The sequence below is a fragment of the Pseudomonas sp. P7758 genome (genome assembly GCF_013386485.1).
Classification (GTDB): Bacteria; Pseudomonadota; Gammaproteobacteria; order Pseudomonadales; family Pseudomonadaceae; genus Aquipseudomonas.
Map to the genome: position 1 here is coordinate 1 of NZ_JACARS010000066.1, position 16270 is coordinate 16270.

Genomic DNA, 16270 nt, shown 5'->3' on the forward strand with positions numbered 1-16270 from the left:
TTGACTGACACTCCGCCTTCGCGAGCAAGCCCGCTCCCACATTAGGTTGTACTGTGTTCCTGATAGTTATTGCGCGTCAAACGCCTGCCCATTGATGCCGGTACTGTCCGGCCCCATCAGGTACAGGTACACCGGCATGATTTCCTCCGGTGTCGGGTTATCGGTCGGGTTCTCCCCTGGATACGCCTGGGCCCGCATGCTGGTGCGGGTGGCGCCTGGGTTGATGCTGTTGGCGCGCACCGGTGCGACGTTATCCAGCTCGTCCGCCAGGGTTTGCATCAGGCCTTCGGTGGCAAACTTCGACACCCCGTACGCCCCCCAATAGGCACGGCCCTTGCGGCCCACGCTGCTTGAGGTGAACACCACCGACGCATCCTGGGACAGCTTGAGCAGCGGCAACAGCGTGCTGGTCAGCATGAACATCGCGTTGACGTTCACATGCATCACCCGCATGAAGTTCTCGCCGGACAACTGCTCGATCGGTGTACGCGGGCCAATGATCGAGGCGTTGTGCAGCAAACCGTCGAGGTGGCCGAACTCCTTTTCGATCATCGCTGCCAGCTCATCGTATTGATGGGGCAGGGCGGTCTCCAGGTTGAACGGGATCACCACCGGCTGCGGTTGGCCGGCGGCTTCGATTTCGTCGTAGACCTGGGCCAGGTTGGCTTCGGTCTTGCCCAGCAGCAGCACGGTGGCGCCGTGGGCCGCATAGGTTTTGGCCGCCGCTGCGCCAATCCCGCGACCGGCGCCGGTGACCAGGATGACCCGGCCCTTGAGCAGTTCTGGACGTGCGGAGTAATCAAACATAAACAACCTCGACAAAGTTCACAGAAAATCCATGTGATTGATTGCGGCTAAGGCTGGCCAAGGCTTCTGTGGCGAGGGAGCTTGCTCCCGTTGGGTTGCGAAGCAGCCCCAGCTTTTCGCGACTGCTGCGCAGTCGAACGGGAGCAAGCTCCCTCGCCACAAAGTTGCAGCAACCTCAGGCAGTCCCGATCAGCAGCTGCACAGCGCGCTGTCCAGTACTTTGCGCAATTCCAGCGGGTGATCCACCACCACGTCGGCACCCCAGTTGCGCGGGTTGTCGTCCGGGTGGATATAGCCGTAGGTGACCGCTGCAGTACGAGTGCCGGCGTCGCGGCCCGACTCGATGTCCCGCAGGTCATCCCCCACGAACAGCACGCTGGCCGGGTCCAGGTCGAGCATCTTGCACGCCAGGATCAACGGTTCCGGGTCCGGCTTGCTGTTCTTCACGTGGTCCGGGCAGATCAGCAGCGCCGAGCGCTCGGCCAGGCCCAGCTGCTGCATGATCGGTTCGGCAAAGCGCAGTGGCTTGTTGGTGACCACGCCCCAGATCAGCCTGGATTTCTCGATATCCACCAGCAGCTCCTCCATGCCCTCGAACAGCTTGCTGTGGATCGCGCAGCCCTTGAGGTAACGCTCGAGGAATTCCTGGCGCAGCTCTTCAAAGCCCGGGGACTCGGGGTCCATGGAAAAGGTCACGGCGACCATCGCCCGGGCGCCGCCGGAGATTTCATCGCGGATGTGCTGGTCGTTGATCGGTGCCAGGCCGCGGTCAGCGCGCATGGCCTGGCAGATGGCGATAAAGTCTGGCGCGGTGTCCAGCAGGGTACCGTCCATGTCGAAAAGAACCGCTCGCAACTTCACAGGCTTACTCCTCGCGCAGGGTCTGGATCATGTAGTTGACGTCAACGTCGCTGGCCAGCTTGTAGTGCTTGGTCAGCGGGTTGTAGGTCAAGCCGATGATGTCCTTGACGGTCAGCCCGGCCTGTCGGCTCCAGGCGCCCAGCTCGGAAGGGCGGATGAATTTCTTGAAGTCATGGGTGCCGCGGGGCAGCAGCTTCATGATGTATTCGGCACCGATGATCGCGAACAGGTACGCCTTCGGATTGCGGTTGATGGTGGAGAAGAATACCTGGCCACCGGGCTTGACCATGCGGAAGCAGGCGCGGATCACCGAGGACGGGTCCGGCACGTGCTCGAGCATTTCCAGGCAAGTGACCACGTCGAACTGCCCGGGCATCTCTTCGGCCAGCTCTTCGGCGGTGATCTGCCGGTATTCGACGTTCACGCCCGACTCCAGTTGGTGCAGCTGGGCCACGGCCAATGGCGCTTCTCCCATGTCGATACCCATCACGGTGGCGCCGCGCTGGGCCATGGATTCACTGAGGATCCCGCCGCCGCAACCCACATCCAGTACCTTCTTGCCGGCCAGGTTGACGCGCTCGTCAATCCAGTTGACCCGCAGCGGGTTGATGTCGTGCAGGGGTTTGAACTCGCTTTCGCGGTCCCACCAGCGATGGGCGAGGGCTTCGAATTTGGCGATTTCAGCGTGGTCGACGTTGCTCATGGGGAATCCTCTAAATCTGATAAAACGTTTTGCCGGCCCTGGCATGCGTTGCCAGGGCGGGTGTTATTCGCTGTGTCCGCTGATGCGCTGGCCCCAGGCGATGGCCGTGGCGCACACCTGTTGTTCATCCAGGCGGGTCAGTTGCCGGTCGTCGAGCAATTGCTTGCCGCCGACCCAAAGGTGTTTCACACAATCGCGTCCGGTGGCATATATAAGCTGTGAGACCGGATCGTAGATCGGTTGTTGCGCCAGGCCCGACAGGTCGAAGGCCACGATGTCAGCGGCCTTGCCGACTTCCAGCGAGCCGATTTGACTTTCCAGGCCCATGGCCCGGGCGCCGTTGAGGGTGGCCATGCGCAGGGCGCGGTGGGCATCCAGGGCGGTGGCCGAGCCGGCGACGGCCTTGGCCAGCAGCGCGGCGGTGCGGGTCTCGCCCAGCAGGTCGAGGTCATTGTTGCTGGCCGCGCCGTCGGTGCCTACTGCCACATTGACGCCGGCTTGCCACAGGCGTTCCACCGGGCAGAAGCCGCTGGCCAGTTTCAGGTTGGATTCCGGGCAATGGATCACGCTGGTGTTGCTTTCTACCAGCAAAGTCAGGTCGTCATCGCTGATTTGGGTCATGTGAACGGCCTGGAAGCGCGGCCCCAGCAAACCCAGGCGGCCAAGCCGTGCCAGCGGGCGTTCACCACGCTGTTCAACGGACTGCTGCACTTCGAAGGCGGTTTCATGCACGTGCATGTGGATCGAGGCGTCCAGTTCCTCGGCGATCACCCGGATTTTTTCCAGGTTTTCATCGCAGACGGTGTACGGCGCGTGCGGGCCGAAGGTGATTTTGATCCGTGGGTGATGCTTGAGGTCGCCGAACAGCTCGACGCCCTGGCGAATCGCCTCATCGGCGTCAGCAGCGCCGGGAATCGGGAAATCCAGGATCGGGATGGCGATTTGCGCACGCATGCCGCTGTTGTGCACCCGTTCGCTGGCGACTTTCGGGAAGAAGTACATGTCCGAGAAACACGTGATGCCGCCCTTGATCTGCTCGGCAATGGCCAGGTCAGTGCCGTCGCGGACGAAGGCTTCGTCGACCCACTTGGCCTCGGCGGGCCAGATGTGGTTTTCCAGCCAGGTCATCAGCGGCAGGTCGTCGGCCAGGCCGCGAAACAGCGTCATGGCCGCGTGGCCGTGGGCGTTGATCAGGCCGGGGCTGAGCAGCATGCCCGGCAGTTCACGCACTTCGCTCGCTGCGAGCTTCAAGGCCGCGGCGCGTGGGCCGATAAACGCAATGCACCCGTCACGAATGCCCAGGGCGTGCTCCTTGAGCACTACGCCGGCAGGCTCGACAGGTACCAGCCAGGTGGGCAGCAGCAATAAGTCGAGCGGGGCGGCAGTCGGTGTCATCGAGGGCAGTTTCCCAGGCATCTATAAAGAACGGCGAAGTATACCCGAGCGTCCTGGCTGGCGGATCGCTATAATCGGCGGCTTTTGTTCATGAGTGCGGGGTGAGGGATGCGCGATCGACTGTTGGCTGCGGAGAAAGTGAAGGCCATCGACTGGCGTGATGGCGCACTGTACCTGCTCGATCAGCGTATTTTGCCGTCTGCAGAAACCTGGGTCGCCTGCACCAGTGCTGCCGAGGTGGCCGAGGCCATTCGCACAATGGTGGTGCGCGGTGCGCCGGCCATTGGCATCAGTGCGGCGTATGGCCTGGTGCTGGCCGCTCGTGCCCACATCGCCGAGGGCGATGACTGGCAGGCCTCCTTGGAAGAGGACTACGCGCTGCTGGCGGATACCCGCCCGACCGCGTCGAATCTTTTCTGGGCCATGAAGCGCATGCGCGATTGCCTCGATCGCCTCAAGAAACACGCCGATCCGTTGAAGGTGCTGGAGGCCGAGGCGGTGGCGATTCACCAAAGTGATCGTGAAGCCAACCTGACCATGGCGCAGCTGGGTGTTGAGCTGATCCGCAAGCACCAGGGCAATGTTCAGGCGATCCTGACCCATGGCAATGCGGGTGCGCTGGCTACCGGCGGCGTCGGTACCGCGCTCGGGGTGATTCGCGGTGCGTTCCTGGAAGGCATGGTGGAACGGGTCTACGCCAACGAAACCCGGCCCTGGCTGCAAGGCTCGCGGCTGACGGCCTGGGAATTGGCCAATGAAGGCATTCCGGTCACCGTGAATGCCGATTCGGCTGGCGCGCATATTCTCAAGACCAAGGGCGTGACCTGGGTGATCGTCGGTGCCGACTGCATTGCGGCCAACGGTGACGTGGTCAGCAAGATCGGCACCTATCAGCTGGCGGTGTGCGCCATGCATCACGGCGTGCGTTTCATGGTGGTGGCGCCCAGCTCCACCATCGACCTGATGGCGGCCAGCGGCGATGACGTGCCGCTTGAAGAGCGCGACGCCCGTGAGCTGCTGGAAGTCGGCGGCACCCGCGTAGCCGCTGATGTAGACGCCTTCAACCCGGTGTTTGACGTGACGCCGGCGGACCTGATTGATGTGATCGTCACTGAAAAAGGCATCGTCGAACGCCCCGACACGGCGAAGTTGGCGCAACTGATGTGTCGTAAACGCCTGCATTGAGGCAATTTGCCCGCAAAAATCCCCTTGGATCCAGCTCTAAGGCCCTCTCGTCGCCGTCAAGCCTGTCATCCGTCAACTTACTATGCTCCATGCGCATCAGGGGGATAGGTGCGTGGCGGCGATTGTGATAACATCCGGCGGTTTCCAGGGTCACCCCAAGGGGTAACCTTTAATGCGCAGATCCGTGTCATAACTCGTTGATTTGTCGTAAGTCGTTGCCAGGCATCATGCCGGCAGCGGCGAGCTTCGTTCGTCCCATAGGATGTGACGAGGTTTCACCCGAAAAAGGAATCAGGCTTCTCATGGGCGAACTGGCCAAAGAAATCCTCCCGGTCAATATCGAAGACGAGCTGAAACAGTCCTACCTCGACTACGCGATGAGCGTAATTGTCGGTCGGGCACTGCCTGATGCGCGCGATGGCTTGAAGCCCGTGCACAGGCGTGTGTTGTTCGCGATGAGCGAGCTGGGTAACGACTGGAACAAGCCGTACAAGAAATCTGCCCGTGTTGTCGGTGACGTGATCGGTAAGTATCACCCTCACGGCGACACTGCGGTGTACGACACCATCGTTCGGATGGCCCAGCCGTTTTCCCTGCGCTACCTGCTGGTAGACGGCCAGGGCAACTTCGGTTCGGTCGACGGCGACAACGCTGCGGCCATGCGATACACCGAAGTGCGCATGACCAAGCTGGCGCACGAGCTGCTGGCTGACCTGCACAAGGAAACCGTGGACTGGGTGCCGAACTACGACGGCACCGAAATGATCCCGGCGGTCATGCCGACCCGTATTCCCAACCTGTTGGTCAACGGCTCCAGCGGTATCGCCGTGGGCATGGCCACCAACATCCCGCCACACAACCTCGGTGAAGTCATCGACGGTTGCCTGGCCCTCATCGACAACCCCGAGCTGACCGTCGATGAGCTGATGCAGTACATCCCGGGTCCGGACTTCCCGACCGCCGCGATCATCAACGGTCGCGCCGGCATCATCGAAGCCTACCGTACCGGTCGCGGCCGCATTTACATGCGTGCCCGCTCGATCATCGAAGACATCGACAAGGTCGGTGGCCGCCAGCAGATCGTCATCACCGAACTCCCTTACCAGTTGAACAAGGCGCGTCTGATCGAGAAGATCGCCGAGCTGGTTAAAGAGAAGAAGCTGGAAGGCATCACCGAGCTGCGCGACGAGTCTGACAAGGACGGTATGCGCGTGGTGATCGAGCTGCGTCGTGGCGAAGTGCCTGAGGTGATCCTCAACAACCTCTACGCCCAGACCCAGCTGCAAAGCGTATTCGGTATCAACGTGGTAGCGCTGATCGACGGCCGCCCGCGCATCCTGAACCTCAAGGATCTGCTGGAAGCCTTCGTGCGTCACCGCCGCGAAGTGGTAACCCGCCGTACCGTATTCGAACTGCGCAAGGCCCGTGAACGCGGCCACATCCTGGAAGGCCAGGCTGTTGCGCTGTCGAACATCGACCCGGTCATCGCCCTGATCAAGGCTTCGCCGACGCCGTCGGAAGCCAAGGAAGCGCTGATCAAGATGCCGTGGGAATCCAGCGCCGTAGTAGCGATGGTGGAACGTGCCGGTGCCGATTCGTGCCGTCCGGAGACCCTGGACCCACAATACGGCCTGCGCGACGGCAAGTATTTCCTGTCCCCGGAACAGGCCCAGGCCATTCTGGAACTGCGTCTGCACCGTCTGACCGGCCTGGAACACGAGAAACTGCTGGCCGAGTACCAGGAGATCCTCAACCAGATCGGCGAGCTGATCCGCATCCTCAACAGCGCCGTGCGCCTGATGGAAGTGATCCGCGAAGAACTGGAAGTGATCCGCGCCGAATACGGCGATGTGCGCCGCACCGAGATTCTCGACGCCCGTCTCGACCTGACCCTGGGTGACATGATCCCGGAAGAGGATCGCGTCGTGACCATTTCCCACGGTGGCTATGCCAAGACCCAGCCTCTGGCGGCGTACCAGGCCCAGCGTCGTGGCGGTAAAGGCAAATCGGCTACCGGCGTCAAGGATGAGGACTACATCGCTCACCTGCTGGTTGCCAACAGCCACACCACGCTGCTGCTGTTCTCCAGCAAGGGCAAGGTGTACTGGCTGAAAACCTACGAAATCCCGGAAGCGTCCCGCGCTGCCCGTGGTCGTCCGCTGGTCAACCTGCTGCCGCTGGACAGTGATGAATACATCACCACCATGCTGCCGGTAGACGAGTACACCGAAGGTCACTTCATCTTCATGGCCACTGCGAAAGGCACCGTGAAGAAGACCCCGCTGGAATCCTTCAGCCGTCAACGCAGCGTGGGCCTGATCGCCCTCGAACTGGACGAAGGCGACGTATTGATCAGCGCGGCCATCACTGACGGCGAGCGTGAAGTCATGCTGTTCTCCGACGGCGGCAAGGTTACGCGCTTCAAGGAGTCCGACGTTCGTGCCATGGGCCGTACCGCCCGCGGTGTGCGCGGCATGCGCCTGCCGGAAGGGCAGAAGCTGATTTCGATGCTGATCCCGGAAGAAGGCAGCGAGATCCTCACGGCATCGGCCCGCGGCTACGGCAAGCGTACGGCCATCAGCGAGTTCCCCGAGTACAAGCGTGGCGGCCAGGGCGTTATCGCCATGGTCAGCAACGATCGCAACGGCCGCCTGGTCGGCGCGGTCCAGGTGCTGGATGGTGAGGAAATCATGCTGATTTCCGACCAGGGCACTCTGGTACGTACCCGGGTTGATGAAGTGTCGAGCCTGGGGCGTAACACCCAGGGCGTGACCTTGATCAAGCTGGCCAGCGACGAAACGTTGGTAGGCCTGGAGCGTGTCCAGGAGCCATCGGAAGTCGAAGGCGAGGAGCTGGAAGGTGAAGAGGGGATTGCACTCGAGGGGCAAGTGATCGGCGATGCCGATGACGGCGTCGACGAGCCAACACTCGACGCTGCCGCAGACGAAGAAGAACCGCAGGAATAAGCGGACACACAGGGGGCGGATGAAGATTCGCCCCCTTGTTGTTTGTCCCGTTTGAAATACGACGCCGCGCCGCTCTTGTAGGAGCCGGCTTGCCGGCGATGGCATAAACTCGATTCAAGTGAAGCGCCGAGTCGTTTGCATCGCTGGCAAGCCAGCTCCTACAGGGTTCCGCGTTGCGGGATGTTGATTGCAGTCCCACCAGATCAGAGAGATTGGATGTGAGCAAGAGAGCCTATAACTTCTGTGCCGGTCCCGCGGCGCTTCCTGAAGCAGTCCTGCAGCGCGCGCAGGGTGAACTCCTCGACTGGCATGGAAAAGGCCTCTCTGTGATGGAAATGAGCCATCGCAGCGATGAGTTCGTGTCCATTGCCACCAAGGCCGAGCAGGATATGCGCGACTTGCTGGACATCCCGTCCGATTACAAAGTGCTGTTCCTGCAGGGTGGTGCGAGCCAGCAGTTCGCCCAGATCCCGCTGAACCTGCTGCCGGAAGACGGCACTGCGGACTATATCGACACCGGTATCTGGGGGCAGAAGGCCATTGAAGAGGCCTCCCGTTACGGTCACGTCAATGTGGCAGGCACGGCCAAGCCCTACGACTACTTCGCCATCCCCGGTCAGAACGAGTGGAAACTGTCGAAAGACGCGGCCTACGTTCACTACGTGGCGAACGAAACCATCGGCGGCCTGGAGTTCGATTGGGTGCCGGAAGTGGGTGATGTCCCGCTGGTCTGCGACATGTCCTCGGACATCCTCTCGCGCCCGATCGATGTGTCCAAGTACGGCATGATCTACGCCGGTGCACAGAAGAACATCGGCCCGAGCGGCATCCTGGTCAACATCGTCCGTGAAGACCTGTTGGGTCGTGCGCGTTCGCTGTGCCCGACCATGCTCAACTACAAGGTCGCGGCCGATAACGGCTCGATGTACAACACCCCGCCAGCCTTCGCCTGGTACTTGTCGGGCCTGGTGTTCGAATGGCTGAAAGAGCAGGGCGGCGTGGCTGCCATGGGCAAGCTCAACGAAGAGAAGAAACGTACCCTGTACGACTTCATCGACGCCAGCGGCCTGTACAGCAACCCGATCAACCTGACCGACCGTTCGTGGATGAACGTGCCGTTCCGCCTGGCGGATGACCGCCTGGACAAGCCTTTCCTCGCCGGCGCCGACGAGCGCGGCCTGTTGAACCTCAAGGGCCACCGTTCGGTAGGTGGCATGCGCGCCTCCATCTATAACGCTGTCGATATCCACGCCGTCAAGGCGCTGGTGGCTTACATGGCAGAGTTCGAAAAGGAACACGGCTAATGTCTGAGCAAGAACTCAAGGCCCTGCGCGTACGCATTGACAGCCTGGACGAGAAAGTCCTGGAACTGATCAGTGAGCGCGCGCGGTGCGCCCAGGAAGTTGCACGGGTGAAGATGGCTTCCCTGGCTGAAGGCGAAGTGCCGGTATTCTACCGTCCGGAGCGTGAAGCCCAGGTACTCAAGCGCGTGATGGAACGCAACAAGGGCCCGTTGGGCAACGAAGAGATGGCGCGGTTGTTCCGTGAAATCATGTCTTCGTGCCTGGCACTGGAGCAGCCGCTGAAAGTGGCTTACCTGGGCCCGGAAGGCACCTTCACTCAAGCCGCGGCCATGAAGCACTTCGGTCACGCGGTGATCAGCAAGCCGATGGCTGCGATCGACGAAGTGTTCCGTGAAGTGGCCGCCGGGGCGGTGAATTTTGGCGTGGTGCCGGTGGAAAACTCCACCGAAGGTGCCGTCAACCACACCCTCGACAGCTTCCTTGAGCACGACATGGTGATCTGCGGCGAAGTCGAGTTGCGTATTCACCACCACTTGCTGGTGGGCGAAAACACCAAGACCGACAGCATCAGCCGCATCTACTCCCACGCCCAGTCCCTGGCCCAGTGCCGCAAGTGGCTGGACGCGCACTACCCGAATGTGGAGCGCGTGGCGGTGTCCAGCAACGCCGAAGCGGCGAAGCGGGTCAAGGGTGAGTGGAACTCGGCGGCGATTGCCGGCGACATGGCTGCCGGCCTGTATGGGCTGACGCGCCTGGCCGAGAAAATCGAGGATCGCCCGGATAACTCCACGCGCTTCCTGATGATCGGCAGCCAGGAAGTGCCGCCGACCGGCGACGACAAGACATCGATCATCGTCTCGATGAGCAACAAGCCCGGCGCGCTGCATGAGCTGCTGGTGCCGTTCCACGACAACGGGATTGACCTGACGCGAATCGAGACTCGTCCTTCGCGCAGCGGTAAATGGACTTATGTGTTCTTTATCGACTTCGTCGGCCATCACCGCGACCCACTGGTCAAGGGTGTGCTCGAGAAAATCAGTCAGGAAGCCGTGGCACTCAAGGTGCTGGGCTCTTACCCGAAAGCGGTTTTGTGAGGCTTTAACATGAGTGGCAACTTCCTCGCCCTGGCGCAGCCGGGCGTGCAACAACTGTCGCCTTACGTTCCGGGCAAGCCTGTGGACGAGCTGGCGCGTGAGTTGAATCTGGATCCGTCGAAGATCGTAAAGCTGGCCAGTAACGAAAACCCGATGGGCCCAAGCCCCAAGGTACTGGCCGCGATTCGTGAGGCGCTGGCCGAACTGACCCGTTATCCTGATGGTAACGGCTTTGAACTCAAGTCCCTGCTGGCGAAAAACTGCCGCGTTGATATCAACCAGGTGACCCTGGGTAACGGCTCCAACGATATTCTGGAGCTGGTCGGCCGCGCCTATCTGGCGCCGGGCCTGAACGCGGTATTCAGCGAGCACGCGTTTGCGGTCTATCCGATCGTCACTCAGGCCGTTGGCGCCGAGGCGCGTGTGATTCCTGCGAAAGACTGGGGTCATGACCTGCCAGCCATGCTGGCGGCCATCGATGGCAATACTCGTGTTGTGTTTATCGCCAACCCGAACAACCCGACCGGCACCTGGTTCAGCGCCGAGGTGCTGGATAACTTCCTGCAGGACGTGCCGGAGCATGTACTGGTGGTGCTGGACGAGGCGTACATCGAGTACGCCGAAGGCAGCGACTTGCCGGACGGCCTGGACTTCCTCGCGGCTTATCCGAACCTGCTGGTCTCGCGCACCTTCTCCAAGGCTTATGGCCTGGCGTCGCTGCGGGTCGGTTACGGCTTGTCCACTGCGGTGGTAGCCGATGTGTTGAACCGTGTGCGCCAGCCATTCAACGTCAACAGCCTCGCACTGGCGGCGGCTTGCGCTGCGGTGCAGGACGCCGAGTACCTGGAAGAAGGCCGTCGCCTCAACGAAAGCGGCATGCTGCAATTGCAGGAAGGCTTCCGTGAGCTGGGCCTGGGCTGGATTCCGTCCAAGGGCAACTTCATCTGCGTCGACCTCGGCCAAGTGGCGGCTCCTGTGTTCCAGGGCTTGCTGCGCGAGGGTGTGATCGTGCGTCCGGTGGCCAACTACGGCATGCCGAACCACCTGCGCATCACCATCGGTCTCCCTGCTGAAAACAGCCGCTTCCTCGAAGCGCTGGCCAAGGTTCTGGCTCGTGGTTGATGTCACTGCATTGCAACCTGCTGTACCTATGATCGGTCGCCTGGTGGTGGTCGGTCTGGGATTGATCGGCGGCTCCTTTGCGAAGGGCCTGCGGGAAAGCGGCCTGTGTGGCGAAGTGGTCGGTGTGGACCTGGACCCGCAATCGCGCAAGTTGGCGGTGGAGTTGGGTGTGGTGGACCGTTGCGAGGCTGAGCTCGCTGTAGCCTGCCAGGGCGCGGATGTCATTCAGCTGGCGGTGCCGATCCTGGCCATGGAGAAGTTGCTGGCGCTGTTGGCCGGCATGGATCTGGGCCAGGCAATCCTGACCGATGTCGGCAGTGCCAAGGGCAATGTGGTGCGTGCGGCGCGGCTGGCCTTTGGTGGCATGCCTGCGCGGTTTGTGCCCGGGCATCCGATTGCCGGGTCCGAGCAGAGCGGGGTGGAGGCGTCCAATGCGCAGCTGTTCCGTCGCCATAAAGTGATTCTGACACCACTGGATGAAACCGATCCTGCGGCACTGGCCGTGGTGGATCGGCTCTGGCGCGAGCTGGGGGCGGATGTCGAGCATATGCAGGTCGAGCGCCACGATGAAGTGCTGGCAGCGACCAGCCATCTGCCGCATTTGCTCGCATTTGGCCTGGTGGATTCGTTGGCCAAGCGCAACGAGAACCTCGAGATTTTCCGCTACGCCGCCGGTGGTTTCCGCGACTTTACCCGGATCGCCGGTAGTGATCCGGTGATGTGGCACGACATCTTCCTTGCCAACCGCGATGCGGTGTTGCGCACCCTGGACACGTTCCGCAGCGACCTCGACGCCTTGCGCGACGCGGTCGATGCTGGCGACGGGCACCAGTTGTTGGGCGTGTTCACCCGTGCGCGGGTGGCACGGGAGCATTTCAGCAAGATTCTGGCGCGTCGGGCCTATATGGATGCTGCAGTAAACGCGGATGACCTGGTGTTTCTCGCCAGTCCCGGTGGCCGCTTGAGCGGGCAGATCCGCGTGCCTGGGGATAAGTCGATCTCCCATCGCTCGATCATGCTCGGTTCTCTGGCGGACGGTGTCACTGAAGTCGAAGGTTTTCTGGAGGGTGAGGACGCCCTGGCGACCTTGCAGGCGTTCCGCGACATGGGCGTGGTGATTGAAGGCCCGCACCATGGGCGCGTCACCATCCACGGGGTTGGCCTGCATGGCTTGAAGCCGGCGCCAGGTCCGATCTATCTCGGTAACTCCGGCACCTCCATGCGGTTGTTGTCCGGTTTGCTGGCGGCCCAGCGCTTCGACAGTGTGTTGACGGGGGACGCCTCGCTGTCCAAGCGCCCGATGAATCGCGTGGCCAAGCCATTGCGCGCAATGGGTGCGGTGATCGAGACCGGGCCGGAAGGGCGTCCGCCGCTGACCATTCGCGGTGGCCAGGCACTTAAGGGGCTGACCTACGCATTACCGATGGCCAGCGCTCAGGTCAAGTCCTGCCTGTTGTTAGCCGGGTTGTATGCCGAGGGTAAAACCTCGATTACCGAACCGGCGCCGACCCGCGACCATACCGAGCGGATGTTGCGCGGTTTTGGGTATCCGGTGGAAGTGGCGGGCGCTACGGCTGCGGTCGAGTCGGGCCATGCGTTGACCGCGACCCATATTGAGGTGCCTGGGGATATTTCCTCTTCGGCGTTCTTCCTGGTGGCGGCGTCGATTGCCGAAGGCTCCGAGCTGTTGCTTGAACATGTGGGTATCAATCCGACCCGTACCGGCGTGATCGATATCCTGCGACTGATGGGCGCTGACATCACCCTGGAAAACCAACGGGAAGTGGGGGGTGAGCCGGTCGCTGATTTGCGTGTTCGTGCGGCGCCGTTGAAGGGGATCGAGATTCCTGAAGCCCTGGTCCCGCTGGCTATCGATGAGTTCCCGGTGTTGTTCGTGGCTGCGGCGTGCGCCGAAGGCCGGACGGTATTGCGTGGGGCAGAGGAGCTGCGGGTCAAGGAGTCCGACCGGATCCAGGTCATGGCCGACGGTCTGCTTGCGCTGGGCGTGAAGTGTGAACCGACACCTGATGGGATTATTATCGATGGTGGCGTGATCGGCGGTGGTGAAGTTCACGCCCATGGCGATCACCGGATTGCCATGGCCTTCAGCGTGGCTTCCCTGCGAGCGGCTGCGCCGATTCGTATCCATGACTGTGCCAACGTGGCTACGTCTTTTCCGAATTTTCTTACACTGTGTGCCCAAGTCGGCATCCGTGTTGCCCAAGAGGCTCAATTGTGAATATCAAAGCACCGGTGATTACCATCGACGGGCCAAGTGGCTCGGGCAAGGGCACGATCGCCGGCATCCTGGCCAAGCGCCTGGGCTGGTGCCTGCTGGATTCCGGGGCGCTATACCGCTTGCTGGCCTTTGCCGCCCGCAACCATGGTGTCGACCTGACCAACGAAGAATCGCTGAAGCTGCTGGCTGCGCATCTTGACGTGCAGTTCGTCGGGGCGACCGAAGGTCATCCCCAGCGCATCATCCTGGAAGGGGACGATGTGACCGACGACCTGCGCAACGAGCAGGTCGGCTCCTGGGCTTCCCAGGTCGCCGCATTGCCGGCGGTGCGCGATGCTTTGCTGCAGCGCCAGCGGGCTTTCCAGGAACCGCCGGGTCTGGTGGCCGATGGCCGCGACATGGGCACGGTGGTCTTCCCCGAGGCGCCGCTGAAGATTTTCCTCACAGCCAGCGCCGAGGAACGGGCCCGTCGCCGTTACTTGCAGTTGAAGGGCAAAGTCGATGGTGTTAGTCTGTCGAGTCTGCTAGATGAGATCCGTGCACGCGATGAGCGTGATACCCAGCGTGCGGTAGCCCCGCTCAAGCCGGCGGCTGACGCCATACAGCTGGATTCCACGGAGTTGTCCATCGAGCAGGTGCTGGAACGCATCTTGAGTGAGATCGCCATTCGCGATATCGCCGGGTGACCAAGAAGGCCGCAGGGGACCAGTCATAGTCCTGTGGTGCTTCTTTTAATTGAAACTGACCCACACCGTCTGGGGTGTGGAGATGGGCGTATTCTTCGCCCTTATCAACAGGAATTAAAATGAGCGAAAGCTTTGCGGAACTCTTTGAAGAAAGCCTAAAAACCCTGAACCTTCAGGCAGGCTCCATCATCACCGGTGTTATCGTTGATATCGATTACCAAGCTCGCTGGGTAACCGTTCACGCTGGTCTGAAGTCTGAAGCTCTGATCCCGCTGGAACAGTTCTACAACGATGCTGGTGACCTGACTATCAATGTCGGTGACGAAGTTCACGTTGCTCTGGACTCGGTTGAAGACGGTTTCGGTGAAACCAAGCTGTCCCGTGAAAAAGCCAAGCGCGCTGAATGCTGGATTGTTCTCGAAGCAGCCTTCGCAGCTGAAGAAGTGGTCAAGGGCGTTATCAACGGTAAGGTTAAGGGCGGCTTCACTGTCGACGTTAACGGCATCCGTGCGTTCCTGCCAGGTTCTTTGGTCGACGTTCGTCCTGTGCGCGACACCACGCACCTGGAAGGCAAGGAACTCGAATTCAAGGTCATCAAGCTCGACCAGAAGCGCAACAACGTTGTCGTTTCCCGTCGCAGCGTCCTGGAAGCAGAGAACTCCGCCGAGCGTGAAGCTCTGCTGGAATCCCTGCAGGAAGGCCAACAAGTCAAAGGTATCGTCAAGAACCTCACCGATTACGGCGCATTCGTCGATCTGGGTGGCGTCGATGGCCTGCTGCACATTACCGACATGGCTTGGAAGCGTATCAAGCATCCATCGGAAATCGTCAACGTTGGCGACGAGATCGATGTCAAGGTTCTGAAGTACGATCGTGAGCGCAACCGTGTCTCCCTGGGCTTGAAGCAGCTGGGCGAAGATCCATGGGTCGCTATCAAGGCTCGTTACCCAGAAAGCACTCGCGTCACCGCGCGTGTTACCAACCTGACCGACTACGGCTGCTTCGCAGAGCTGGAAGAAGGCGTGGAAGGCCTGGTACACGTTTCCGAAATGGACTGGACCAACAAGAACATCCACCCTTCGAAAGTCGTACAAGTCGGCGACGAAGTGGAAGTTATGGTTCTGGACATCGACGAAGAGCGTCGTCGTATCTCCCTCGGCATCAAGCAGTGCAAATCTAACCCATGGGAAGATTTCTCTGGCCAGTTCAACAAGGGCGATAAAATCTCCGGCACCATCAAGTCGATCACCGATTTCGGTATCTTCATTGGTCTGGACGGCGGCATCGACGGTCTGGTTCACCTGTCCGACATCTCCTGGAACGAAGTTGGCGAAGAAGCTGTTCGTCGTTTCAAGAAGGGCGACGAGCTGGACACCGTTATCCTGTCGGTTGACCCAGAGCGCGAGCGCATCTCCCTGGGTATCAAGCAACTGGAAAGCGATCCGTTCTCCGAGTACGTTCAAGAGAACGACAAAGGCGCAATCGTTAAAGGCATCGTGAAGGAAGTTGACGCTAAAGGCGCCATCATCACTCTGGCCGACGATATCGAAGCGACTCTGAAAGCCTCCGAAATCAGCCGTGACCGCGTTGAAGACGCGCGCAACGTTCTGAAAGAAGGCGAAGAAGTAGAAGCCAAGATCATCAGCGTTGACCGCAAGAGCCGCGTAATCCAGCTCTCCATCAAGTCGAAAGACGATGCTGAAGAGAAAGAAGCCATCCAGAGCCTGCGCGACAAGCCAGCTACCTCTGAGCCTTCTGCTGGTCCTACCACTCTGGGCGACCTGCTGCGTGCACAAATGGAAAAGCAGAACTAAGTTCTGTCAGACCATAGAAAAAGGGCGACTTCGGTCGCCCTTTTTTGTGCCTGGGATTTGGTGTTGTGTGCAGCGTCGCCTTGGCGTTCTGTGG

The 16270-nt window shown here is 60.9% G+C and carries 12 protein-coding genes; 8 read left to right on the plus strand and 4 right to left on the minus strand.

All coding sequences use genetic code 11. From position 1 onward, the window contains the following. Positions 1 to 66: 66 nt before the first annotated feature. The 4 genes from HX873_RS14150 to HX873_RS14165 form a co-directional block, all read right to left on the minus strand. Positions 67 to 807 (minus strand): YciK family oxidoreductase, encoded by a 741-nt coding sequence (locus tag HX873_RS14150; protein WP_003218829.1) that lies wholly within the window; start codon positions 805 to 807, stop codon positions 67 to 69. A gap of 189 nt (positions 808 to 996) precedes the next feature. Further along, the gene (mupP, locus tag HX873_RS14155; protein ID WP_003218827.1) at positions 997 to 1668 is read right to left on the minus strand and encodes an N-acetylmuramic acid 6-phosphate phosphatase MupP; all 672 of its coding nucleotides are present in this window, start codon (positions 1666 to 1668) and stop codon (positions 997 to 999) included. Between the two features lie 4 nt (positions 1669 to 1672). Next, positions 1673 to 2371 carry a bifunctional 2-polyprenyl-6-hydroxyphenol methylase/3-demethylubiquinol 3-O-methyltransferase UbiG gene (gene ubiG / locus HX873_RS14160; RefSeq protein WP_003218825.1) on the minus strand — a complete coding sequence of 233 codons (699 nt, stop codon included), beginning with the start codon at positions 2369 to 2371 and terminating at the stop codon, positions 1673 to 1675. A gap of 63 nt (positions 2372 to 2434) precedes the next feature. Further along, positions 2435 to 3766 carry a TRZ/ATZ family hydrolase gene (locus HX873_RS14165; RefSeq protein ID WP_177122826.1) on the minus strand — a complete coding sequence of 444 codons (1332 nt, stop codon included), beginning with the start codon at positions 3764 to 3766 and terminating at the stop codon, positions 2435 to 2437. A gap of 108 nt (positions 3767 to 3874) precedes the next feature. On the opposite strand from HX873_RS14165, the gene mtnA reads away from it, so the two are divergent. From mtnA to rpsA, 8 genes are all read left to right on the plus strand, one after another. Then, positions 3875 to 4951, plus strand: a complete 1077-nt coding sequence (gene mtnA / locus HX873_RS14170; RefSeq protein ID WP_177122827.1) for an S-methyl-5-thioribose-1-phosphate isomerase — start codon at positions 3875 to 3877, stop codon at positions 4949 to 4951. Between the two features lie 302 nt (positions 4952 to 5253). Further along, complete coding sequence (gene gyrA, locus HX873_RS14175) at positions 5254 to 7917, plus strand: DNA gyrase subunit A (protein ID WP_003218817.1); 2664 nt, start codon at positions 5254 to 5256, stop codon at positions 7915 to 7917. Between the two features lie 218 nt (positions 7918 to 8135). After that, positions 8136 to 9221, plus strand: a complete 1086-nt coding sequence (gene serC / locus HX873_RS14180) for a 3-phosphoserine/phosphohydroxythreonine transaminase (protein ID WP_003218814.1) — start codon at positions 8136 to 8138, stop codon at positions 9219 to 9221. Continuing rightward, complete coding sequence (pheA, locus tag HX873_RS14185; RefSeq protein WP_003218812.1) at positions 9221 to 10315, plus strand: prephenate dehydratase; 1095 nt, start codon at positions 9221 to 9223, stop codon at positions 10313 to 10315. Before serC ends, pheA begins: the two co-directional genes overlap by 1 nt. 9 nt (positions 10316 to 10324) lie before the next feature. Next, positions 10325 to 11437, plus strand: coding sequence for a histidinol-phosphate transaminase (hisC, locus tag HX873_RS14190; RefSeq protein WP_003218810.1), 1113 nt, complete (start codon positions 10325 to 10327; stop codon positions 11435 to 11437). Positions 11438 to 11465: 28 nt separating this feature from the next. After that, positions 11466 to 13676 carry a bifunctional prephenate dehydrogenase/3-phosphoshikimate 1-carboxyvinyltransferase gene (locus HX873_RS14195; RefSeq protein ID WP_256344545.1) on the plus strand — a complete coding sequence of 737 codons (2211 nt, stop codon included), beginning with the start codon at positions 11466 to 11468 and terminating at the stop codon, positions 13674 to 13676. Further along, a complete protein-coding gene (gene cmk, locus HX873_RS14200; RefSeq protein ID WP_003172653.1) occupies positions 13673 to 14362 on the plus strand; it encodes a (d)CMP kinase in 690 nt (229 codons plus the stop codon). Before HX873_RS14195 ends, cmk begins: the two co-directional genes overlap by 4 nt. Positions 14363 to 14481: 119 nt before the next feature. After that, positions 14482 to 16176 carry a 30S ribosomal protein S1 gene (gene rpsA, locus HX873_RS14205; protein WP_003218806.1) on the plus strand — a complete coding sequence of 565 codons (1695 nt, stop codon included), beginning with the start codon at positions 14482 to 14484 and terminating at the stop codon, positions 16174 to 16176. Positions 16177 to 16270: the final 94 nt, after the last annotated feature.